Source organism: Paludibacterium denitrificans, from assembly GCF_009707705.1.
In the GTDB taxonomy this organism is placed as follows: domain Bacteria; phylum Pseudomonadota; class Gammaproteobacteria; order Burkholderiales; family Chromobacteriaceae; genus Paludibacterium_A; species Paludibacterium_A denitrificans.
In genome coordinates, this window is record NZ_WLYX01000001.1 from 2,874,664 (window position 1) to 2,894,881 (window position 20,218).

General features: G+C 57.3%; 24 protein-coding genes and 5 pseudogenes. 10 read left to right on the plus strand and 19 right to left on the minus strand.

Going from position 1 to position 20,218, the window contains the following annotated elements; all coding sequences use genetic code 11:
* Positions 1-36: 36 nt before the first annotated feature.
* The 4 genes and pseudogenes from GKE73_RS25120 to lptF all read right to left on the minus strand — a co-directional run.
* A pseudogene (locus tag GKE73_RS25120) lies at positions 37-606 on the minus strand ([protein-PII] uridylyltransferase); the annotation flags it as partial.
* Complete coding sequence (lptG, locus tag GKE73_RS18550) at positions 563-2,233, minus strand: LPS export ABC transporter permease LptG (RefSeq protein WP_230371056.1); 1,671 nt, start codon at positions 2,231-2,233, stop codon at positions 563-565. The pseudogene GKE73_RS25120 and the gene lptG, both read right to left, overlap by 44 nt.
* A 5-nt stretch (positions 2,234-2,238) precedes the next feature.
* Entirely contained in the window at positions 2,239-2,541 is a 303-nt protein-coding gene (locus GKE73_RS18555) for an LptF/LptG family permease (RefSeq protein ID WP_230371057.1), read from the minus strand.
* Positions 2,542-2,546: 5 nt separating this feature from the next.
* Entirely contained in the window at positions 2,547-3,506 is a 960-nt protein-coding gene (lptF, locus tag GKE73_RS18560) for an LPS export ABC transporter permease LptF (RefSeq protein ID WP_376767386.1), read from the minus strand.
* Between the two features lie 341 nt (positions 3,507-3,847).
* On the opposite strand from lptF, the pseudogene GKE73_RS18565 reads away from it, so the two are divergent.
* From GKE73_RS18565 to GKE73_RS18580, 4 genes and pseudogenes are all read left to right on the plus strand, one after another.
* Positions 3,848-5,418: pseudogene (locus tag GKE73_RS18565) on the plus strand (leucyl aminopeptidase).
* Positions 5,402-5,827 carry a DNA polymerase III subunit chi gene (locus GKE73_RS18570; protein ID WP_230371058.1) on the plus strand — a complete coding sequence of 142 codons (426 nt, stop codon included), beginning with the start codon at positions 5,402-5,404 and terminating at the stop codon, positions 5,825-5,827. Before GKE73_RS18565 ends, GKE73_RS18570 begins: the two are co-directional and overlap by 17 nt.
* Positions 5,828-5,829: 2 nt before the next feature.
* On the plus strand, positions 5,830-7,608 hold the full coding sequence (locus GKE73_RS18575; protein ID WP_230371059.1) for a hypothetical protein: 1,779 nt from the start codon (positions 5,830-5,832) through the stop codon (positions 7,606-7,608).
* Positions 7,608-8,243 carry a cob(I)yrinic acid a,c-diamide adenosyltransferase gene (locus GKE73_RS18580; protein WP_230371060.1) on the plus strand — a complete coding sequence of 212 codons (636 nt, stop codon included), beginning with the start codon at positions 7,608-7,610 and terminating at the stop codon, positions 8,241-8,243. The genes GKE73_RS18575 and GKE73_RS18580 overlap by 1 nt, the downstream gene beginning before the upstream one ends.
* Here the strand turns inward: GKE73_RS18580 and GKE73_RS18585 are convergent.
* Positions 8,219-8,941, minus strand: coding sequence for a GntR family transcriptional regulator (locus GKE73_RS18585; RefSeq protein WP_230371061.1), 723 nt, complete (start codon positions 8,939-8,941; stop codon positions 8,219-8,221). The two genes, GKE73_RS18580 and GKE73_RS18585, sit on opposite strands and share 25 nt — an antisense overlap.
* 232 nt (positions 8,942-9,173) lie before the next feature.
* Here GKE73_RS18585 and GKE73_RS26765 point away from each other — a divergent pair, with 232 nt between their 5' ends.
* From GKE73_RS26765 to GKE73_RS18605, 5 genes are all read left to right on the plus strand, one after another.
* Positions 9,174-9,929 (plus strand): LLM class flavin-dependent oxidoreductase, encoded by a 756-nt coding sequence (locus GKE73_RS26765; RefSeq protein WP_280955023.1) that lies wholly within the window; start codon positions 9,174-9,176, stop codon positions 9,927-9,929.
* Entirely contained in the window at positions 9,880-10,299 is a 420-nt protein-coding gene (locus GKE73_RS26770) for an LLM class flavin-dependent oxidoreductase (RefSeq protein WP_280955024.1), read from the plus strand. The genes GKE73_RS26765 and GKE73_RS26770 overlap by 50 nt, the downstream gene beginning before the upstream one ends.
* Before the next feature lie 14 nt (positions 10,300-10,313).
* Positions 10,314-11,162 carry an amidohydrolase family protein gene (locus GKE73_RS18595; RefSeq protein ID WP_230371062.1) on the plus strand — a complete coding sequence of 283 codons (849 nt, stop codon included), beginning with the start codon at positions 10,314-10,316 and terminating at the stop codon, positions 11,160-11,162.
* Between the two features lie 139 nt (positions 11,163-11,301).
* Complete coding sequence (locus GKE73_RS18600; protein ID WP_230371063.1) at positions 11,302-11,949, plus strand: aliphatic sulfonate ABC transporter substrate-binding protein; 648 nt, start codon at positions 11,302-11,304, stop codon at positions 11,947-11,949.
* A complete protein-coding gene (locus GKE73_RS18605; RefSeq protein ID WP_230371064.1) occupies positions 11,942-12,265 on the plus strand; it encodes a type 2 periplasmic-binding domain-containing protein in 324 nt (107 codons plus the stop codon). Before GKE73_RS18600 ends, GKE73_RS18605 begins: the two co-directional genes overlap by 8 nt.
* Here GKE73_RS18605 and GKE73_RS18610 read toward each other — a convergent pair.
* The 8 genes and pseudogenes from GKE73_RS18610 to trxB form a co-directional block, all read right to left on the minus strand.
* Complete coding sequence (locus GKE73_RS18610; protein ID WP_230371065.1) at positions 12,262-12,852, minus strand: alpha/beta hydrolase; 591 nt, start codon at positions 12,850-12,852, stop codon at positions 12,262-12,264. The two genes, GKE73_RS18605 and GKE73_RS18610, sit on opposite strands and share 4 nt — an antisense overlap.
* A gap of 96 nt (positions 12,853-12,948) precedes the next feature.
* Positions 12,949-13,122 carry an alpha/beta hydrolase gene (locus GKE73_RS18615; RefSeq protein ID WP_312854593.1) on the minus strand — a complete coding sequence of 58 codons (174 nt, stop codon included), beginning with the start codon at positions 13,120-13,122 and terminating at the stop codon, positions 12,949-12,951.
* Positions 13,067-13,291, minus strand: coding sequence for a lipase family protein (locus GKE73_RS18620; protein ID WP_230371066.1), 225 nt, complete (start codon positions 13,289-13,291; stop codon positions 13,067-13,069). Before GKE73_RS18620 ends, GKE73_RS18615 begins: the two co-directional genes overlap by 56 nt.
* Positions 13,291-14,696, minus strand: a pseudogene (locus GKE73_RS24220) (PhoH family protein). The gene GKE73_RS18620 and the pseudogene GKE73_RS24220 overlap by 1 nt, the downstream one beginning before the upstream one ends.
* 58 nt (positions 14,697-14,754) lie before the next feature.
* A complete protein-coding gene (locus GKE73_RS18635; protein ID WP_230371067.1) occupies positions 14,755-15,207 on the minus strand; it encodes a peroxiredoxin in 453 nt (150 codons plus the stop codon).
* A gap of 90 nt (positions 15,208-15,297) precedes the next feature.
* On the minus strand, positions 15,298-15,615 hold the full coding sequence (locus GKE73_RS18640; protein ID WP_230371068.1) for a Smr/MutS family protein: 318 nt from the start codon (positions 15,613-15,615) through the stop codon (positions 15,298-15,300).
* 8 nt (positions 15,616-15,623) lie between these two features.
* Entirely contained in the window at positions 15,624-15,929 is a 306-nt protein-coding gene (locus GKE73_RS18645; protein WP_230371069.1) for a hypothetical protein, read from the minus strand.
* A 5-nt stretch (positions 15,930-15,934) separates the two neighbouring features.
* Positions 15,935-16,890: pseudogene (gene trxB, locus GKE73_RS18650) on the minus strand (thioredoxin-disulfide reductase).
* A 183-nt stretch (positions 16,891-17,073) separates the two neighbouring features.
* On the opposite strand from trxB, the gene GKE73_RS24230 reads away from it, so the two are divergent.
* Positions 17,074-17,202, plus strand: coding sequence for a hypothetical protein (locus tag GKE73_RS24230; RefSeq protein WP_280955026.1), 129 nt, complete (start codon positions 17,074-17,076; stop codon positions 17,200-17,202).
* 83 nt (positions 17,203-17,285) lie between these two features.
* Here GKE73_RS24230 and GKE73_RS18655 read toward each other — a convergent pair whose 3' ends face one another.
* From GKE73_RS18655 to GKE73_RS26165, 6 genes and pseudogenes are all read right to left on the minus strand, one after another.
* Entirely contained in the window at positions 17,286-17,828 is a 543-nt protein-coding gene (locus GKE73_RS18655; protein WP_230371070.1) for a TetR/AcrR family transcriptional regulator, read from the minus strand.
* 102 nt (positions 17,829-17,930) lie between these two features.
* The gene (waaF, locus tag GKE73_RS18660; RefSeq protein WP_230371071.1) at positions 17,931-18,902 is read right to left on the minus strand and encodes a lipopolysaccharide heptosyltransferase II; all 972 of its coding nucleotides are present in this window, start codon (positions 18,900-18,902) and stop codon (positions 17,931-17,933) included.
* A 113-nt stretch (positions 18,903-19,015) separates the two neighbouring features.
* The gene (locus tag GKE73_RS18665; RefSeq protein ID WP_230371072.1) at positions 19,016-19,216 is read right to left on the minus strand and encodes a zinc-finger domain-containing protein; all 201 of its coding nucleotides are present in this window, start codon (positions 19,214-19,216) and stop codon (positions 19,016-19,018) included.
* 54 nt (positions 19,217-19,270) lie between these two features.
* Positions 19,271-19,414: a hypothetical protein gene (locus tag GKE73_RS26155; RefSeq protein ID WP_376767455.1), complete on the minus strand. Its 144-nt coding sequence runs from the start codon at positions 19,412-19,414 to the stop codon at positions 19,271-19,273.
* Between the two features lie 42 nt (positions 19,415-19,456).
* Positions 19,457-19,725 (minus strand): annotated as a pseudogene (locus tag GKE73_RS26160) (aminotransferase class IV); the annotation flags it as partial.
* Between the two features lie 144 nt (positions 19,726-19,869).
* Complete coding sequence (locus GKE73_RS26165) at positions 19,870-20,187, minus strand: aminotransferase class IV (RefSeq protein WP_376767389.1); 318 nt, start codon at positions 20,185-20,187, stop codon at positions 19,870-19,872.
* Positions 20,188-20,218: the final 31 nt, after the last annotated feature.

Here is a 20,218-nt window from a genome sequence, read left to right on the forward strand (position 1 = left end):
TATGTCGTGGAACAGACCGGCGATATAGAGGACTTCCGGCCGCTCGAAATCATTGACCAGGCGCGACAGGGCCGGGTATTCGTGATTGAACTCGCTAATGGCAAAGCGGCGCAGATTGCGCACCACCATCAGGATGTGCTCATCCACGGTGTAGACGTGAAACAGATCGTGCTGCATCTGCCCGACGATACGGCCGAAGCCGGGCAGATATTTGCCCAGTACGCCGTACAGGTTCATGCGCCGCAGGCTGCGGGTCAATCCGGGTTCACGCAAAATCTGCATGAACAATTCGCGATTGCGCGGATTGCGCCGGAAGCGGTCGTTGATGCGGGTGCGGCCATGCCATAGTGCCCGCAGCATGCGCGGTGCAAAACCTGTCAGTTCCGGATGGCGCTGCAGCATGAGAAACGCTTCCAGAATGGCCGATGGCTCTTTCTCGAACACATCGGTACGGCGAATGCCCAGCATGCCGTTGACCGAATAAAAGCGCTCATTCAGGTTCTGCGTGACCCGTGGCACTTGCGAATACAGCCGCGCTCGCAGGTTGGGCAACAGGATGCCGTTAAGCTGACTGACGGTCTTGGCCGCGCGGTAATAGCGCTGCATCACTTGTTCGCTGGCGCGTTTGGCCGGGGTGTCCTGCAGATTGGCCGCCTGTGCTACTTGTTGCTTGCAGATCGAAAATCAATCGGTCTTCGCGACGCCGGGCCAGAAGGTGCAGGTCGATGCGCAGTCGTTGCAGCTGGCGTTCGCTTTGACGGATCAGGCGCGCTTCGGCCAACGTCAGGATGCCGCGGTGGGCCAGCGCTTCCCAGTTGTCGCCCAGTCCACTGCCCTTGCTGATCCATAAGATCGTGTGCAAGTCACGCAAGCCGCCCGGGCTTTCCTTGATGTTTGGTTCCAGATTATTGGTGACGCCAAAGTGCCGGTTGTGGCGCTGTTGCTGCTCCAGCGTCTTGCCTTCATAAAACGCGACCGGGTCACGCTGTTGTTCCAGCAGGGTGATCAGTTGCTGGTAAGCCTGCGTTTCACCGGCAATCAGCCGGTTTTCCAGCAGATTGGTCTCAATGGTGATGTCCTGACGGGCTTCGCTCAGGCATTCGGCCAACGTCCGCACGCTGTGACCCACTTCCAGCCCAACATCCCACATCAGGCTGATAAAGCGGGTGATGCGCGCGGGCAGGTCGTCCGGCGTGGGGGTGGGCAGCAGAATCAGCAGGTCAATGTCTGAATGCGGAAATAACTGCCCCCGGCCATAGCCGCCAACGGCAATCAGACTGGCCTGTTGTCCCAGTTCCAGTTCTGCCCACAAGCGCTGGATCAGCTGATCCACCGCCTCGCTGTACCCCTCGAGGAAAACTACCGGGTCGCGGCGCTGGGTATAGAATTCGGCCAACCTTGTGCGGCTATCACACAGGTTTTGCCGGTATTGGGCAATCTGTTCCGGAGTCAGGTCGTGCATGTCAGCGTCTTTCCGGCGGAGGATCAGGGCAATGCCCGCCAGCAGGAACAACAGTGTGGGCAGTGTGGCGGCGACAATGGCATTCCAGTCGTACAGCAAGCCAAGGTGGCCAAACAGCCGGTTGATGAAGTGGAACCCCACCCCCAGACAAATACCGGCAAACAGCTTTACCCCCAACTGGCCGTGGCGGCGTTGTTGCGGTGTAAAAGCCAGCGCCACAAGCGCCATGGAAACGCAGGCGAGCGGATAGAACAGCTTGCTCCACAAGGCAATTTCATAGCGTTGGGTTTGCTGCTTGTTGTTGTGCAGGTGTTCGATGTAACGGACCAGATTGAGCGCCGACATTTGTTCCGGCACCACCAGCAACACATTCAGAATTTCCGGTTCGATGATGGATTTCCACTCCACTTTGGCCAGTTGACGGCTGGTGGTGTGGTCGGTCATCAGATTGGTTTCCTTGATGTTGACCAGTTCCCGTGCGTGGTTGGCCTTGGAGAAACTGCCGCGTTCGGCAAAGCGCGTTTGCATCAGGCGGAAATTTTCATCGTAGGTATAGATGCGCACGCCCAGCAGCGTGGTGTCTGGCAGCATTTCCCGCACGTTGATGAAGTTGCGATTGTCCTTGACCCAGATGCCGGAGCGGAACTCCCGGGCCACCATGGAGCGGGTGGCGGACAGTTTGAGCCGTTCTGCCTGTTGCTCGGCATAAGGGGCCGCAAACTCGCCCAGCACCACGGTCAGTACGGCAAAACCCAAGCCAAAACGCAGCAAGATGCTTAAGCAATCTGGCCAAGAGTGATGCCCGAGGTGCGGATCACGGTGTATTCGCTGGACATGGCCAGTTGTGTCATCGCCACCATGCCGCCAATTAGTACCGCCAGCGGCATCAGTTCATACGCATGCCCCGGTAGCAGCAGGGCAATGTACCCTGCCATTTTGCCCAAGTCGTAATTGCCATGCCCCAGATCGGGAACTTCACGAATGATGTCAAAAAAAGCGTAGAGCCCGAGCAAGGCTGCCAGCGTGAACAGGGTCGTCTGGCTTAACGCGCTGATGATGTAACGATAGAGCAGCTTCATCGTGATCAGGACTTCCGGAATAGGGTGCGCAGCGTGTGCGAGAACGTGGTGGCCGGGCGGTTGCGATGCTTGAGCAGGATGAGCGCCAGCACGACGAACAGCAGGTGTACCGCCAGCATGGCCATGACGCCCACCTTGCCTTGCGATACCCAGTTGCGTGCCAGAGTCAGACCGTTCTGGTACAGGAAAAAGGTCAGCAGGGCAAAGATCAGGTTGTAGGTATGGCCGCTACGCGGGTTGTAGTAGGACAAGGGGATGGCCAGCAACGCCAGCACCAGACAGCTAAGTGGCATTGACAGGCGCCACATCAGTTCGGAACGGTGCTTGGGGCTGTCGTCAGCCAGCAATTGCTGGGTGCTCAACGCCTGTTTGTCGCCGCCTGGCCCGGCAAATTTGGTGCTTTCACCAATGATCACGCTATAACGCTTGAACTGGGCTTCTTCATAATCGGCGCGGCCCGGTTCGCCAACGTAGCGGCGACCATCTTCCAGTACCAGCACCCGTTCACCATCCTTGTTGCTGGTCAGATAGCCATGTTTGGCAAAGATGGAGGCCACGTGCCCGCCGCTCATGTCCTGCATGAAAATATTGGTCGCCGCGCCGTGCTCGCCCGAATAATCTTCAATGAAATAGACTTTGCTGGATGAACTGGATTCCTTGAAGATCCCCGGGGAAATTGCCGAGATTTCTTCGCGGTGTTTGAGGATTTCTGCGTAAGACTGGCTGCGTTGTTCTGCCCGTGGCGAGACCAGCAGGGTAATGCCACCGGTGACAATCGCCAGCGGGATGGCAAACCGCATGATCGGCCAGATCCAGTTTTTTAACGATAAGCCGGACGATAACCAGACATCCATTTCATGGTCACGCCACAGTCGGGTCATGACCACCAGTACGCTGACGAATACGGTAAGAATCAGTAGCAAGGGGAAGAAACCCAGAGCCCAGAAGCCGATCAGCGCGGTCACGGCTTCGTTGGCGACCGGCCTTCTGCGGCGCGGCCAAGCAAGTTGATGGCCTGCGTGGAAATGATAATGGCAAGAAGAACGACAAAAACGCCCAACGCCGTAAAAGTCAATTCCCGAGTCAGGCTTTTATGAAAAACCATTGATGTGTGCCTTTTTGACTTTTTATGACTAGCTTAGTGATAATTTGATCCGAAAATTCTGAAGCGCCATATCCGGCATGTTTCGGGATAGACATAATCGATGTCTTCACCGGGGGCAGAGCCGTCCAGACACATTACCCATGTAGTGACGGCCGGTCGTGAAGTGGGGCAACTGACACTCGTTATACACGGGAGTACTTGATGGAATTTAACATAAAAAGCGGTAGCCCGGAAAAGCAGCGCGTGGCCTGCGTCATTGTCGGCGTCTATGAGGCGCGCAAGCTGACTTTTGCCGCCGATTTGCTGGATCGTACCGCCAACGGGTTTATTAGCGACGTGATCCGTCGTGGCGACATGGAAGGCAAGCTCGGCAGCACGCTGCTGCTGCACTCGGTTCCCAACGTGTTGTGTGACCGGGTGTTACTGGTGGGATTGGGCAAGGAACGCGAGTTCCGCGCCAAGGAGTACCGCGACGCGGTGCGCGCCTCCATCAAGGCGCTGAGTCAGACTTCCGCCACGGAAGCGGTAAGTTATCTCACCGAATTGACCATAAAAAAACATGATGTTGAATGGATGGTAGAGCAAGCCACGGTCGTTACCGAGGATGTGTTATACCGTTTTGATCAGTTCAAAACCAAGACCGATGAAGCCGCGCGTGCGCTGCGCCGGTTGACCCCGGCGGTGCCGCGACGCAGTGATCTGGCTGAAGGCGAGAAGGGGCTGCAAACCGGGCTGGCAATCAGCCGGGGCATGAAACTGGCGCGTGATCTGGGGAACCTGCCGGGAAATGTCTGCACGCCGTCATATCTGGCCGAACAGGCGCGCACGTTGGCCGAAACCCTTGGCGTCGAGTCCCAGATTCTGGAGCAGGACGAACTTGCCACACTCGGCATGGGCTCGTTCTTGGCGGTAGCCAAAGGTAGCCACGAAAGCCCACGCCTGATCGTGTTGCAATATCACGGTGCCAAGAATGCCAGCGATAACCCGGTGGTGCTGGTGGGCAAGGGGATCACCTTTGATTCCGGCGGGATTTCCCTCAAACCCGGCGCCAAGCGATGGACGAAATGAAATACGACATGTGCGGCGCTGCGGCCGTACTGGGCACCTTCCGGGCGGCGGTGGAAATGAAATTGCCACTCAATCTGGTCGCCATTGTCCCCACCTGCGAAAACATGCCGTCCGGCATGGCTGTCAAGCCGGGTGATATTGTGACATCGCTTTCCGGTCAGACCATTGAAATCCTCAATACCGATGCCGAAGGCCGGTTGATTCTTTGCGATGCGCTGACCTATGCCGAACGCTTCAACCCTGCGGCGGTGGTCGATGTGGCCACGCTTACTGGCGCGTGCGTGATCGCGCTCGGTCATATCGCAACCGGGCTGTATAGCAATCAGGACAGTCTGGCGCGCGAACTGCTTCTGGCCGGGGAAGAGGTTGCCGATCGCGCCCGGCACATGCCACTGTGGGACGATTATCAGGAGCTGCTCAAGAGCCCGTTTGCCGATATGGCCAACATCGGTGGGCGTCCGGGCGGCAGCATTACCGCCGCATGCTTCCTGTCCCGTTTTGCCAAAAACTATGACTGGGCGCATCTGGACATCGCTTAAGCACCGCCCTGGAAGAGTGGCGCGGACAAGGGGGCAACGGGTCGTCCGGTACCGCTTCTGGTGCAGTTCCTGCAAGACCGGGCGGATATTGCCACGGGTAATGTCGTTCGACGTGGCCGCCCACGGCGTGAGGCCGTTGAAACGGTAGATGATGACGCAGATTGATTTTTATACCAATGTTGCCAATCCGCAGGATTTTGCCTGCCGTTTGGCGGCTACGGTGTATCGCAAAGGCGAGCGCTTGCTGGTGTGGCTGGAAAACCAGCAGGCGCTGGAAACCTTCAGTAACCGCTTATGGTGCGTCGGGGACACGCAATTTGTGCCGCATTGCACCATGACCGCCGATGAAGCCGCAGATACCCCGGTGTGGCTGACGCTGTCATTACCGGACACACTTACCCACCCGGTGCTGTTAAACTTGGCGCCGGAGTTACCCGATCACCCCGAGCATTTTTCCCGATTACTGGAAATCGTCGGGTGTGACGAGGCCTCGCTGGCCAAGGCTCGCGTACGTTTCAAGGCTTACCGCGCCAACGGGTACGAAATCGAACACCACGACATGAGCCACAAGTGATCATGACCGAGTCGCCAAAGCCTGATTTGCCCAACTGGGATGCCTTGGATCTGCCTGTTCTTACCGATGTGGTCGAGGACAGTCAGGTGCCTACGTTGGCCGAAACGCCACTGGATATTCCTGACTTCGATTTTTCGCATGAGCTGGATGCGCTGGACGCTGCCACCGCTCACGGTGAAGACAACTTTGCGCCCCATGTCCCGGAGTTGACTGATCTGGCTATTCCGGAGTTGGAGATTCCGCTGCTGACGCGCACGGAAGAATCCGCTCCTGTGGCACTGGATGACATTCCGACGCTCGACATGACGTCTTTGCCATCGCTGGATCTTGATGTGCCGGTGGTGGAAGAACTGGCGCTGGATGACATGTCACCGTCGCCAGCAGCGGCGGCGCTTTCTGCCGATACCGCCGTAATCCCGGAACTCACCGCTGCGCCCGAGCCGTTTGAGTTTGAATTGCCGCCGCCTTCGGCTGCCGTGCCTGAGATCCCGGAACCCGTCGTAGCAACTTCTCTATCGCCATTCGACTCGGCCGATGCCGATATCGAAACCTTGGTGCTGGATGATTTGCCACTGCCAACGTTGGCCGAAACCGATGGCGCAGATGAGCAAAATGCGTCCTGCGTGGCAGAAAACAGCGATTTCAATCTGGAAGCCTTTGCTGCCTTTACCCGTGCGGATCTGGATGAAGAGACGCTGGCTAAACTGGGTCTTGGCGTGCCTACCGCGGGTACACAACTTCCGGTCGTTACACCAGCGTCTGTTGACAGTGAGCCTGCCGTGACGCCAGCGCCCGTCACCAATGACCAGATTGCCACGCCAACCCCGCTTACCGGCTTTACCAGTATCGATCTGGAACAGTTGCCGACCGGTGTATTGGGCGGTGGGCTCGGTCCGGCAGAAGCCGCTCCCGTTGCGCCGCCCGCTCCGGTGACTTCCATCGAGGATATTTTGCAGGCGGCCGAGCAGGCTCTGGCCGCCCAGCAGAGCATGGAAGCGGAAAAGACACCGGCAGAACCAGTGGCCGCGTCGTTGTCTGTAGACGAACCGTTGCCGCCCTCGATACCTGATCAGCCGGTACCGGAAACTGTATCTGTTCCGGAGATGATCGATCCGGCTCCGCTGATGGCGGCCTTGGAACTGCAAGCACCAGAGCAAGACCACACATCAGGCACCGAACAGGAAGAACTTGTCGAGGCGCCTGTCGCCACTAGCGAATCGGTGTTGGTGTCCGAACCATACTCGACCGAGGTGAAGGTCGACGCTAGCGCCGCGTCTGAGGCTCTCGCTACTGAAGCTACCGTTGCCGCGGCGGCAGCCATGCTCGCTCCGGTTGCCGAGCCGGTGCCATTGACGGCTGGGTTGGCCGAAACGGCTGCCAGCGTTGCGATGGTTGAGCCGCCAGTGCCGGATGTGCCGGTTAGCGCTGAACTGCCTGCACCGGTTGTCCCCGAGGCGCCAGTTGCTCCGGTGATGGCTCCACCTGCCGCACCTGTCGTGCAGCCAGAATCTGTAGCCCCTGTTGCTGCGCAAACGGTGGCTGTGGTCAATGAACAGGCGCTGATCGACACCTTGTACCAGCAACTACTGCCGCGCATGAAGCTGGAACTGTCGCTCTGGTTGCAAGACGCGCTGGAAATGCAGTCTCGTCAAATGCGTAACGGGGTCATGCACCAACTGAAGGAAGATTACGAAATGCTGTTTGGTGAAGCCTTGCGCGATAGCCTGCGCCAAGCCATTACCGTTCTTGGCAAAACTAGCGATCAGGACGGGCAACACTGATGGGCCACCGGCTTTCTCGTATCGTGACTCGTACCGGTGACGATGGGACCACGGGACTGGGCGACGGCCGCCGTGTCGGCAAGGATGCACCGCGAGTGGCGGCGCTGGGTGATGTGGATGAACTCAATTCGGTGATTGGTGTCTTGCTGGTTGAAGCGTTGCCAGACAATGTAACGAGCTGGCTGTCAGCCATTCAGCACGATCTATTCGATTTGGGGTCTGAGCTGGCGGTGCCCGGCTATGTCGCATTAAGCGAACAGCAGCCGTTGGCATTGGAAGAATGGCTCGCCGTCATGAATGCTGATCTTCCAATGCTCAAAGAGTTTATTCTGCCCGGCGGCTCACGTGCAGCCGCGCTGGCGCATCAGGCGCGCTCGGTCTGTCGGCGTGCTGAACGTGCGGTAGTGGCCTTGGCGCGTGACGAAGGCGTGTCTGCCGCGGCCCGCCAATACCTCAACCGTCTTTCCGACCTGTTGTTCGTACTGGCGCGTTATCTCAACAAATTGCAAGGCGTGCCGGATGTACTCTGGCAACCTCGGCGCCAGCAAACGCTTAAGCAACCTGAATCTTTACAGCGGCCTTCATGGCCGCTTTTTCATGCTTGCTGCCATCAGTTACGTGCAATGCGCAATTGATAGCGAAAAGCATCGCCGCGATACGACACATAGTCCATTTCCAGTGGCGCCCCTTCGGTGGTGTAGGTTACCCTTTCCAGTTGCAGTACGGCGTCCCCCGGAGCGATCTCCAGTTTGGCGGCCAGATCGGCATCGGCATTGGCAGCCTGAATGCTTAACAGGGCGTGATCCAGTCCAATACTGTAATCATTTTCCAGAATGAGAAAGATGTCGCGTGTGGCTAGATCTTCGCGTGCCAGACGTTGGCCAATTTCAACCGAGACATAGGTGCGGTCGAACGAAATGGGCTGCCGATCCGGGTAACGCACGCGCTGTATCTCCGTAAGTGGAGCGCCGACGGGTAGGGAAAATGCCGCGGCCATGGCAGCGTTGGCGCTGACAGTTTGCAGGCTGATCAGGCGGTTGAAGGCTTCATAGCCTTGTCGCCCCATGGATTCGGCAAAACCTTGCAAGCGGGCGAGTTGTTGTGTTGGCTTGGGCTTGGAAACGTAGCACCCCTTGCCGGGAATCTTGAAGACCATGCCTTCCTGCCCCAGCGCTGCCAAAGCATGGCGCACGGTAATACGGCTGACGCCAAAACTCTCCATGAGCTGCTTTTCCGATGGCAACTTGTCGTGCTGCTGATACTGGCCATCCAGAATCTGTGTGCGCAGGCTATCGCGTATCTGGGTATGCAGAGGCAAGGGCATGGATGTCATGAAAAATTTCCTTAAATACTAATGCCGCCCGGATTAAACCGGGGCTGCATGGCAGCACATCGGCCACTGGTATATTTAGTCATAACCTATTATGACAGGTTATGACCTTAATGGATTTGCAAAGCAGTTTTATTCAGTTCTGTTGTGCTATTCCACTCCCTACAATCGCCCTTGCCACCCCGTTTGAACCGACGCATACCGCCACCTCAGGTGTGCAGACAAGGAGATTGACATGAGTCTGGATATTTTTTGGTTTCTGCCCACCTCGGGAGACACCCGTTACCTCGGCCAGTCGGAAACCGGCCGTGCCGTGAGCAATGAATACCTGCGTCAGGTCGCCGTCGCGGCCGATACACTGGGCTATGACGGGATTCTGATCCCGACGGGCAGTGGCTGCGTGGACCCGTGGGTAACCGCCGCTACGCTGGCTCCGGTCACGCAACGGCTAAAACTGCTGGTCGCGGTGCGAACCGCATTGACCTTGCCGTCCGCTGCCGCACGCATGGCCGCCACGCTGGATCAGGCAACCCATGGGCGTTTGCTGATCAATGTGGTGCCGGGGGGCGATGCGGCGGAACTGGCGGCTGACGGGATTTTCCTCGATCACGATGCGCGCTATGAAGAAGCCAGCGAATTTCTCACCATCTGGCGCGGTCTGCTGTCTGGTGAAACGGTTAATTTCGATGGCAAATACCACAAGATCAAAGACGGGAAAAACTATTTCCCGCCAGTGCAGCAGCCTTATCCGGGGATTTATTTTGGTGGTTCGTCTCCGGCGGCGCATGAGTTGGCTGCTGAACATGTTGATGCCTATCTTTCTTGGGGTGAGCCGCCAGCCGCCGTTGCCGAAAAAATTGCCGATGTACGTGCCCGTGCCGCCAAACATGGTCGCACCGTACGTTTTGGCGTGCGCTTGCATGTGATTGTGCGGGAAACCAATGAAGAAGCCCTGGGCGGATGCCAATCGGCTGATCAGCCGTCTGGATGATGAAGTCATCGCCAAGGTGCAAGCGCGTTATGCCAGCATGGATTCGGAAGGGCAGCGACGCATGGCAGCGCTGCATGGCGGTAGCCGTGACAAACTGGAGATCAGCCCTAACTTGTGGGCGGGGATCGGGCTGGTGCGCGGAGGTGCCGGAACAGCGTTGGTGGGTGACCCGCAAACCGTGGCGGCGCGGCTGAAAGAATATGCCGATTTGGGCGTAGACAGCTTTGTCTTGTCTGGCTACCCGCATCTGGAAGAAGCCTTCCGCTTTGCCGAACTGGTCTTCCCGCTGCTGCCGGGCAAGGGTGCGGTCAATGCCGGAGACCACGTGTTTACTGGCGGCCCGTTTGACGTCAGCACTACACAGAAATAAGCGTGGGCGTGGTCATGACAAAAATCATAGATATGCGTTGCCGTCCGGCGTTTTTGCACGATTTCTTTGGCGCAACGCCGGGAACACCGGCTTATGACGCAGCACGCTGGCTCAATCGTCGTGTCGGGGCGCTGCATGACGAGCACTTTACCCGTTCGTTAACGCAGGAAGGCTTTGTGGCTGAAGTGCGCGAGGCTGGCCTGTCGCGGGCGGTGGTGGTGGGGCGGCAAACACCGGCGCAGCATCTGCCCAACGAGCGCATTCACGGCATTGTTCATGGCCATGAAGAGCTGATTGGCATTGGTGCGGTTGATCCGGCAAGCCAAGGGGCCGCAGCGGTTGACGAGGCGGAACGGGCCATTCGCAAACTGGGGCTGGCGGGTATCAATCTGGAGTCGGGGTTTGGTGAACCGGCACGCCATGCTGATGACCCTGTTTATTACCCGGTGTACGAGCTCTGCGCGCAACTGGGGGTACCGGTTTTTCTGATGTCCGGGCCGACAACACCTGACCCGCGGTTTAACGACCCGTCACCCATTGCCAAGGTGGCCCGCGATTTCCCGCAATTGCCCATCGTTTGTTACCACGGCTTCTGGCCAAATGTGGACCAGATCGTGGGGATTGCCTTCCGCTACGAGAATGTCCACGTGGTGCCGGACATGTACCTGTTCGTGCCGGGGAGCAAGCTGTATGTGGAGGCGGTCAACGGCTTTATGTCTGATCAATTCCTGTTTGGCTCGTCCTATCCGTTCCGGCCGATCAAACAGTCGATCGATGACTTTCTGAACTTGGGTTTCAAAGATTCGGTGCTGGAGCGGGTGCTGTACGGCAATGCACAACGGCTATTCAGATTGGCCGAATAAGGCCATCGGCCGCCAAAGCACCAGTACTGATATACAAATCACTTAATCTTGTTTCACTTTGGTGAGGGTGATTCTTACCATTCTCGCCATGCAGCCTGCCTTCGCCAGGCTAAGCGATAACAACACAAAAGGTAGTGTCATGAATCATGTTAACCGACCGCGCCGTGGCCTGTTGGGGCTGTTGGCGGTATTAGGGGTGTCGTTTGCCTTGTCGACCAATGCGTGGGCCGCAAAAGCCGATCCGCTGCGTATTGGCTATCAGAAATATGGCAGTCTGGTCCTGCTCAAGGCACGCGGCACGCTGGAGAAGCGTTTGGCGCCATTGGGTGTAGAGGTGAAGTGGACCGAGTTTCCAGCCGGGCCACAATTGCTGGAAGGGCTGAATGTCGGCAGTGTCGATTTTGGCACCACGGGTGAAACTCCGCCAATCTTTGCCCGGGCCGCAGGTGCCAATCTGTTATACATCGCCAACGAACCGCCTTCTCCGGCGGGCGAAGGTATCGTCGTGCGCAAGGATTCGCCCATTCGCTCGGTCAAGGACCTGAAAGGTAAGCGCGTGGTGCTGAACAAAGGCTCCAATGTGCATTACCTGCTGGTTAAGGCGTTGCAAAAGGCCGGGCTGAAATACAGCGATATCACGCCGGTTTATCTGCCACCGGCCGATGCACGCGCTGCGTTTGAGCGTGGTAGTGTCGATGCCCTGGGTTATCTGGGACCCATTCTTTGCTGCGGTAGAAAAACAGACGGGGGCACGGTTGGTGGCCGATGGCCGCGGAACGGTGAGTAACCATCAGTTCTACCTGTCGTCCAGAACCTATGCCGAGCGTAACCCGGCGGTGATCAAAATCATCATTGAAGAACTGTCCAAGCTCGATATCTGGAGCAAGAGCCATCTTCCCGAAGTCGCGGATGCGCTGGCGGCGCAAGTGGGCCTCGACAAGACCATTGTGCAGGTGGCGGCTAACCGGTCAGCTTACGGGGTGAAACCGCTGGATGGCAAGGTAATCGCCGAGCAGCAACGCATTGCCGATACCTTTTATGAACTGAAGTTGATTCCGAAGAAGTTGTCAGTCAAGGATATTGTTTGGCATCCCAAGCACTAATCCTGAACTCGGTATTGGCAAAAACCCCGGTAGCTATATGGCTGCCGGGGTTTTTGGTTTGTGCGTGAGCAAACGAAGAGCAGGGTAGAAATTTGGTGCTTATTACTTTGGAGGGAGCCACATAGGTTGGCCGAAAAAGAGGGTTTTCGGCCAACCTCTACCGGACGAATGCTCAGGCCCGGGGCCGCCACCGCATCGCGGTGATGGCTTGAGTTCTCTGCGCCAATGTTGAGGCCTTCCAGCCAGCGGAGCAGGCATTCGGCAACCTGTTGCCAGCGTGTGTCCATCATCATCATGTGGCCCATGTTCGGCAGTATTTCGGCGCGAACATTAAGCAGTTGCGCGGTTGCCTGTACGTCTTCCGCTGGAATCAGTGCATCTTCTCCGCCGCCCAACACCAGCGCGGGCAGCGGTGGAATCGGGCGGATGCCCAGCAAGTTGACGAACGCCATGTCCATGATGGCGCGATCACTTTCCGGCTGGAAGTGCTGGATCATCGCCTCAATCACATCATCCCCGGCATCGGAGGAAAACAACATGCTGCGCAATTCATAGAATTCCGGGTTGTACATGCCATGTTGGTACATGTTCAGCTTCAGGAATAATGAAGGCGTTTCTGTCAGCAAGCGCAGGCTGGAAGATGCCAGACCTGTCGGCGGAACCGATGCCAGAAAGGCTGCTGCTTAAAGGGTATGCGTCGTCAGGTACTGCTGCAGAACAAACCCACCCATGGAATGGCCGATTACAATAGGTGGCGTGCCAATTTGCTGGATGGCGTCGTGCAGGTTCTTGACGTAATCATCAATACTGATGGCCGCCAGATAGTCCTGTCCTTCGCTCTCGCCGTGGCCTTCCAGGGCTTACCGCCCAGCAGTCATAGCCGCGAGCGGCAAACCACGGCAGAAAATGCTGTTGCCAGCACCACGCACCGCAGTAGGCACCATGCACGAACAAAAGGGGCGCGTGACGTTTGTCCGTCACGCCACCTTTTGCCGCCTCATGGACCAGTTCGAGGCGTGCTTGCATTACAGTACCTCTGCCGCGTGATCGGCCAGACGCGAGCGTTCGCCGCGTTGCAACGTGATGTGGCCGGAGTGCTCCCAACCTTTGAAACGGTCGACCACGTAAGTAAGACCCGAACTGCCTTCGGTCAGATACGGCGTATCGATCTGGGAAATGTTACCCAGACAAACCACCTTGGTGCCCGGGCCCGCACGGGTAATCAGGGTCTTCATCTGTTTGGGCGTCAGGTTCTGCGCTTCGTCGATGATCAGATACTTATTGAGGAAAGTGCGGCCACGCATGAAGTTAAGGGATTTGACCTTGATGCGTGAACGGATCAGGTCGCGGGTTGCCGCCCGTCCCCAATCGCCACCGTCATCGTCGCTCTTGTTGAGAACATCGAGGTTGTCCTCCAGTGCGCCCATCCACGGCGCCATTTTTTCTTCTTCGGTGCCCGGCAGAAAGCCGATGTCTTCGCCCACCGGCACCGTGACCCGCGTCATGATGATTTCCGAGTACAGCTTCTGCTCCAGTGTCATGGCAAGGCCAGCAGCCAGCGTCAGCAGGGTTTTACCGGTACCGGCCTGACCCAGCAGGGTGACAAAGTCGATATCCGGGTTCATCAGCATGTTGAGGGCAAAATTCTGCTCACGGTTGCGGGCCGTGATGCCCCAGACGTTGTTCTTGCTGTGGCTGTAGTCTTTCAGCGTTTCCAGAACGGCAACCTTGCCCTCTACGCTGATGACGCGTGCCTGCAGCGGCTGGTTGCCTTCTTGCCACAGCATCTGGTTGATATAAAGGTTGGCCGTATCCGGGCCTTTGACCTGATAGTAGCTGCGGCCATGCTCCTGCCGGGAGGTCATTTCCTTGCCGTTGCGTTCCCAGAAGGCTTCGTCGATTTCGCGGGTGCCGGTGTAGAGCAGGTCGGTATCTTCCAGCACCTTGTCGTTGAAGTAATCTTCGGCTTCCAGCCCCAGCGCACGCGCCTTGATGCGCATGTTGATGTCTTTGGACACCAGAATGACCGAGCGATCTTTATGCAGATCTTTCAGCGCCATCACAATGCCGAGGATCTGGTTGTCGGCCTTGCCTACCGGCATGGAATCCGGCAGCACGCTGTGAATAGCCTGCGTTTGCAGGATCAGTTTGCCGGTGGCGGCGTCACGGCTGGCGCTCTTGAGCGGAATGCTTACGGCTTCGATGTCGGCTTCCCCGGCACTGACGATGTCATCCAGAAAACGGCTGGCCGGCGGGCGTTACGCGCTACTTCGGACATGCCTTTTTTGTGGGTGTCCAGTTCTTCCAGCGTGATGATCGGGATAAAAACGTCGTGCTCTTCAAAACGGTACAGGCAGGTCGGGTCGTGCAATAGTACGTTGGTATCCAGTACAAACAGCTTGGTGGTTTTGTTCTTCTTGCGGCTTGCCATGATGGCCCCCTTGTTCTGGCAGTGTCTGGCCCGCCCGGCCAGCCTGCATTGGCTTGATTTAGAGTGATTTGACGAAGTCGAGCACTTCTTCGGCGTGGCCCGGCACTTTTACCTTGCGCCATTCGCGGACAATCGAGCCGGTGGAGTCAATCACAAAGGTGCTGCGTTCTATGCCGCGTACCTGTTTGCCATACATGTTCTTCATTTTGATGACATCAAACAGGGTGCAGACGGTTTCTTCGCTATCGGACAGCAGCTCAAACGGCAGGTTCAGCTTGGCCTTGAAGTTTTCATGTGATTTGAGACTGTCACGCGAGATGCCAACGACGCTGGCGCCTGCGGCAACAAACTGGTCGTGCAAGTCACGGAAAGCCATGCTTTCGTTGGTGCAACCGGGGGTGTTGTCTTTGGGGTAAAAGTACACAATCAGCGGTTTTTTTGCCGCGCTCAATTGGAAAACAAGGCCGGAGGTGCCGGGAAGACTGAAGGCGGGGCAGGGTGTGCCTGACATGGAAAACTCCTTTTATTGCGATGTCGCGGGGTGGCTGCGACCACTCAAGAGTAACCGAAACACCGGGAAAATGACATGGGGTAATTGGGTCTATTCAGACGTCTGACGCCGCTTGAGCAGCACCATCAGCGCCCCGCTGCCGCCATGCTGCTCACGTGACTCGCAAAACGCCAGCACATCGGGGTGGCGTTGCAACCAGCCGCGTACCATGCGTTTGAGTACCGGTTCGCCATCCGAACCAAACCCCTTGCCATGAATCACGCGTACGCATTGTCCGCGTGCGCGTGCGCGGTGCAGGAACAGGGTTAATACCTCCTGTGCCTGATAGCGGTCCATGCCGTGCAAGTCGAGTTCCCCTACGATGCGCCAGTGCCCGGCACGTAATTTTTTCAGCGTGGTGGTGGGCATGCTGGTGCTCAGGTAGCTGGCATCCAGCTCGTCGGTGTCAAACCAGCCTTAGCCATGTGGTTGTAGAGCGCGCGCTGCTGTTCGACCGTGAGTATGGCTGATTGAGGCTGCTGCTTGGGGTGTGGGCTGGGCTTGCGTGGTTGCGGATAGTGCCGATTGCCGGTTTTGAGTGGAATAACGTCGTGAAACAGCTGCTTGAATTCCGGTTCGGGCGGCTGCTGTAACTGAGGAAGGTTGGCCGAAGCCGCGGCAGGTGAGAGTTTTGGCTTCACCTGCCGACGGATATCCTTCAATGCGTTCTTGAAGGTTTTCAAGGGGGTTACTTCAGGCTGTCAAGGTAGCGTTCTGCATCCGGGGCTGCCGGCAACCGGAGGCGGCGCTGGTCACGGCCTGACGGTAAATGTGATCTTGCACGTCGCCTACTGCAAATACACCGGGAATGCTGGTGGCGGTGGCATTGCCGTCACGCCCGCCTTTGGTGACCAGATAGCCGGTGGCATCCATGTCCAGCTGGCCTTTGAAAATATCGGTATTCGGCTGGTGGCCAATCGCCACGAACAGACCCATTACCTTGATCTCTTCGGTGCTGCCATCCGTTACCGATTTCAGGCGCAGACCGGTCACGCCGGAGTCGTCGCCCAGCACTTCATCCAGACCTCTTTCCAGTTTCAGCGTAACTTTGCCTTCGGCTACGCGTTCCATCAGCTTGTCGACCATGATTTTTTCAGCACGGAAGCTGTCGCGGCGGTGAATCAGCGTGACATGCTTGGCGATATTGGCCAGATACAGTGCTTCTTCAACGGCGGTGTTACCACCACCAATCACGGCAACATCCTGATTGCGGTAGAAGAAGCCATCGCAGGTGGCGCAAGCCGACACGCCTTTACCTTTGAACGCTTCTTCAGACGGCAAGCCCAGATACTTGGCTGATGCGCCAGTGGCGATGATCAGCGCATCGCAAGTGTATTCACCTGCATCGCCCACCAGACGGATCGGCTTTTCGTTCAGGTACGTGGTGTGGATGTGATCGAAGAGCATTTCGGTGCCAAAGCGCTCCGCGTGCTGCTGGAAGCGTTGCATGAGTTCCGGCCCCATCACGCCCGCCGCGTCGGCTGGCCAGTTATCCACTTCGGTGGTGGTCATCAGTTGACCGCCCTGAGCCGGGCCAGTAATCAGCAACGGTTTCAGGTTGGCGCGGGCAGCATAGACGGCTGCAGTGTAGTCGGCAGGGCCGGAACCGAGAATCAGAAGGGGGCTGTGACGGGTGTTGCTCATCGTGATGGTTCCTGTTCTGAGGTGTCAGTGTGCTAGTTTAGCAGGTATGTCATGACAATCTGCCAATGGAGAATTACACTTAGGGGTGTAAATCATCTGTTTGGTCAGGAGGTGGGGGCATGAGCGATATTAGTCAAGTCACGGCAGCTGGGGGCTGTCTCCAGTCAAACGCAAATTTTTGCGTTGAACAAAACGCGTGAAGTGACCGCGCAAAGCGTGTTGTCGCTGGTGGATGGTGCAGCCCAATCTGCTCAGGCGATACAAGCAAGCAATCCGGCTCATCTTGGGCAAAAGATTGATGTGAAAGCCTGATAAGGCGGTCAAGTCATACTTGGATAAGCGATAAAAAAGGCGGCCAGATGGTCGCCTTTTTGCTGTGCAGTGAAGAGGATGACTTACTTCAGGAGCACCAGCGCCAACATGCGGTCGGCCAGTTCGTTGACGTTCAGTTCGCCATTGGAGCGGAACCATTGCACCGACCAATGCAGGCTGCCCAGCAAGGTACGGCGTAGCAGCCGTGTATCCGGCTTGACCAGCCCATCGGCAGCAGCTTCGTCCAGTACGGTTTGCCAGAGTGCCTCATAGCGATCACGTAACACGATGAGCCCCGGTTTGGCGGCGTCAGACACGCTGCGCCACTCATACAGCATGACTTCCAGCGCGTGCTGGTTATCACCCAGCAGCGAGTTGAGATGCACGTGGAACAGGGCGGCCAGTTTCTCCCGTGGGGTGTGCACGCTGGCAATGGCTTCAGCGAGCTGCTCGGTGGTGGCGGTAATGCCCAAGGCCATTACGGCCACCAGAATCTCTTCTTTGGTACGGAAATGATAGAACAGGCTACCAGACTGTAGTCCGACGGCGTTCCCCGTGTCGCGGACAGTGGTGCGTTCATAGCCTTGGTCACGAAACAGGCGGGCCGCGGCCCGGATCAGTTCCATGCGACGACTATTTTCTTCGGGTAATCCGTGTTTGTCTTTTACGCTCATGTTTCAATCGGCAAAGAGGCCGTGTAATTGTTATGTTAAAGGCCGGGGCAGCTATCAGTTCAGGTCGGGCAGGAAGCGTTTGGCTGCTTGCCAAGCCATATCGGGCAGCAGTTGTTCCAAGCAGTTGGTATGACCGTATGGGCAGTTGCGTTCAAAGCACGGGCTGCAGTCCAGATTCAGCGAGACCACAGCGGCCTGATCGGAAAGCGGTGGTGTGAAATCCGGGCTGGATGAGCCATACAGCGCCACCAGCGGTTTACCCAGCGCGGCCGCGACGTGCATCAATCCTGAATCATTGCAGACGGCGAGTTTGACCAGTGACAGCAGATCAATCGCCTGCTCCAGTCCGGTTTTGCCGCACAGATTGATGGCGGTGCCGTTGGAGAGATTGGCGATTTCCGTGCCAATTGTCGCATCCTTGGCCGAGCCAAACAGCCAGACGGCATAGCCTGCCTGACTAAAGCGTTGGGCTAACTGGGCAAAATGGCGCGTGTACCAGCGCTTGGCCGGTCCATATTCCGCCCCGGGACAAAAACCGATTACCGGTCGTGACACATCCAGCTTCAGCGACTGTGCCGTTTGCTGTTGCGCCAACTCGCTGACCGTCAGGTGCGGGTAGGGAATGGGACGTTTGACGGGGTGGCGTTTGTCTTCCGCCAGAGCACAGAAGCGCTCCACCATCATCGGCAGTTCATGTTCATCCAGTTCGCGGGTGTCATTCAGCAGGCCGTAGCGCGCCTCGCCGATGAAACCAGTACGCAGCGGGATGCTAGCGAATAACGGCACCAGCGCGGACTTGAGCGAGTTGGGCAACACGATGACTTGGTCGAACTTCTCGGCCGCCGTGGTTCGGCCAACCTTCCAGCGTTCGCGCAGGCGCAAGGCGCCGTGACCAAACGGGTTGAGGTGTGCCTTGGCAACTTCCGGCATGCGCGCCAGTAGCGGCAGCGTCCAGCCCGGGGCAAAGACGTGCAATTCCAGTTGCGGGTAACGTTCATGCAGGCGCTGGTACAGCGGCTGGGCCATGACGCCGTCACCCACCCACGAGGGGGCAATAACCGAGGATTTTTTTCTTCATTTAACAAGCAAAAAAGGTGCGGCACGCGCCGCACCTTTCCTCGTCCATGGGGATCGAACAATCAATGGTGGCCGCCAGCCGGGCCCACCAGTTTGTAAACGGTGCCACAGTACGGGCAACGCGCTTCACCGGTTTTGTGTACCGGCAGGTAAACACGCGGGTGCGAGTTCCACGACACCATGTCGGGGGTCGGGCAATGCAACGGCAGGTCTTTGGCGGTAACTTCGATTTCGCGCTGGGTGTTTTCTTTTAATTCAGCCATGATGTGTCCTCAAGAGGGCTTGGCGTGCAAGCCCGGTTGCTGCTTGACGCGGTGTTATTGTACGTAAGTGAGCCACGCTTCGTGCTTGGCATCGCGTCCGTTGACGATGTCAAAGTAGCGCTGTTGGATTTCTGCGGTGATCGGGCCGCGCTGGCCGATGCCGATGCTGCGGCGATCCAGTTCGCGAATCGGCGTCACTTCGGCGGCTGTGCCGGTAAAGAAGGCTTCTTCGGCGCTGTAAACTTCGTCGCGGGTAATGCGCTTCTCGATGATTTCCAGCCCCATTTCCCGGCAATGCACAGCACGGTGTCACGGGTGATACCTTCCAGCGCGGCTGTCAGGTCCGGAGTGTAGAGTTTGCCATTGCGGACGATGAACACGTTTTCGCCGGAACCTTCGGCCACGAAACCATCCACGTCGAGCAGCAGGGCTTCATCGTAACCATCGGCGGTGGCTTCGTTGTTGGCCGGATCGAGTTCATGTAGTTGCCGTTGGCCTTGGCTTTGCACATGGTGATGTTTACGTGGTGACGGCTGAACGAGGAGGTTTTGACGCGAATCCCTTTTTCCATACCTTCTTCACCGAGGTAAGCACCCCACGGCCGGGCGGCGACGATGACATGCACGTCGTCTTTCATCGGCGCCACGCCCAGTTTACCGGAGCCATAGAAGGCCATCGGGCGGAAGTAGCAGGAGTCCAGCTTGTTGGCTTTGACTACATCCACATGCGCCCTGGTTGATCTGTTCCTTGCTGAACGGCAGGGCGATGTTCAGGATTTTGGCCGAGCGGAACAGGCGATCGGTATGGTCCTGCAGGCGGAAAATTGCAGCGCCTTTGGCTGTTTGATAGGCACGTACGCCTTCGAATACGCCCATGCCATAGTGCAGGGTGTGAGTGAGTACGTGGGTAGTGGCATTGCGCCACTCGACCAGTTCACCGTCATACCAGATGAACCCGTCACGATCAGCCATGGACATTATCGCGTGCTCCGTCAATAAATTT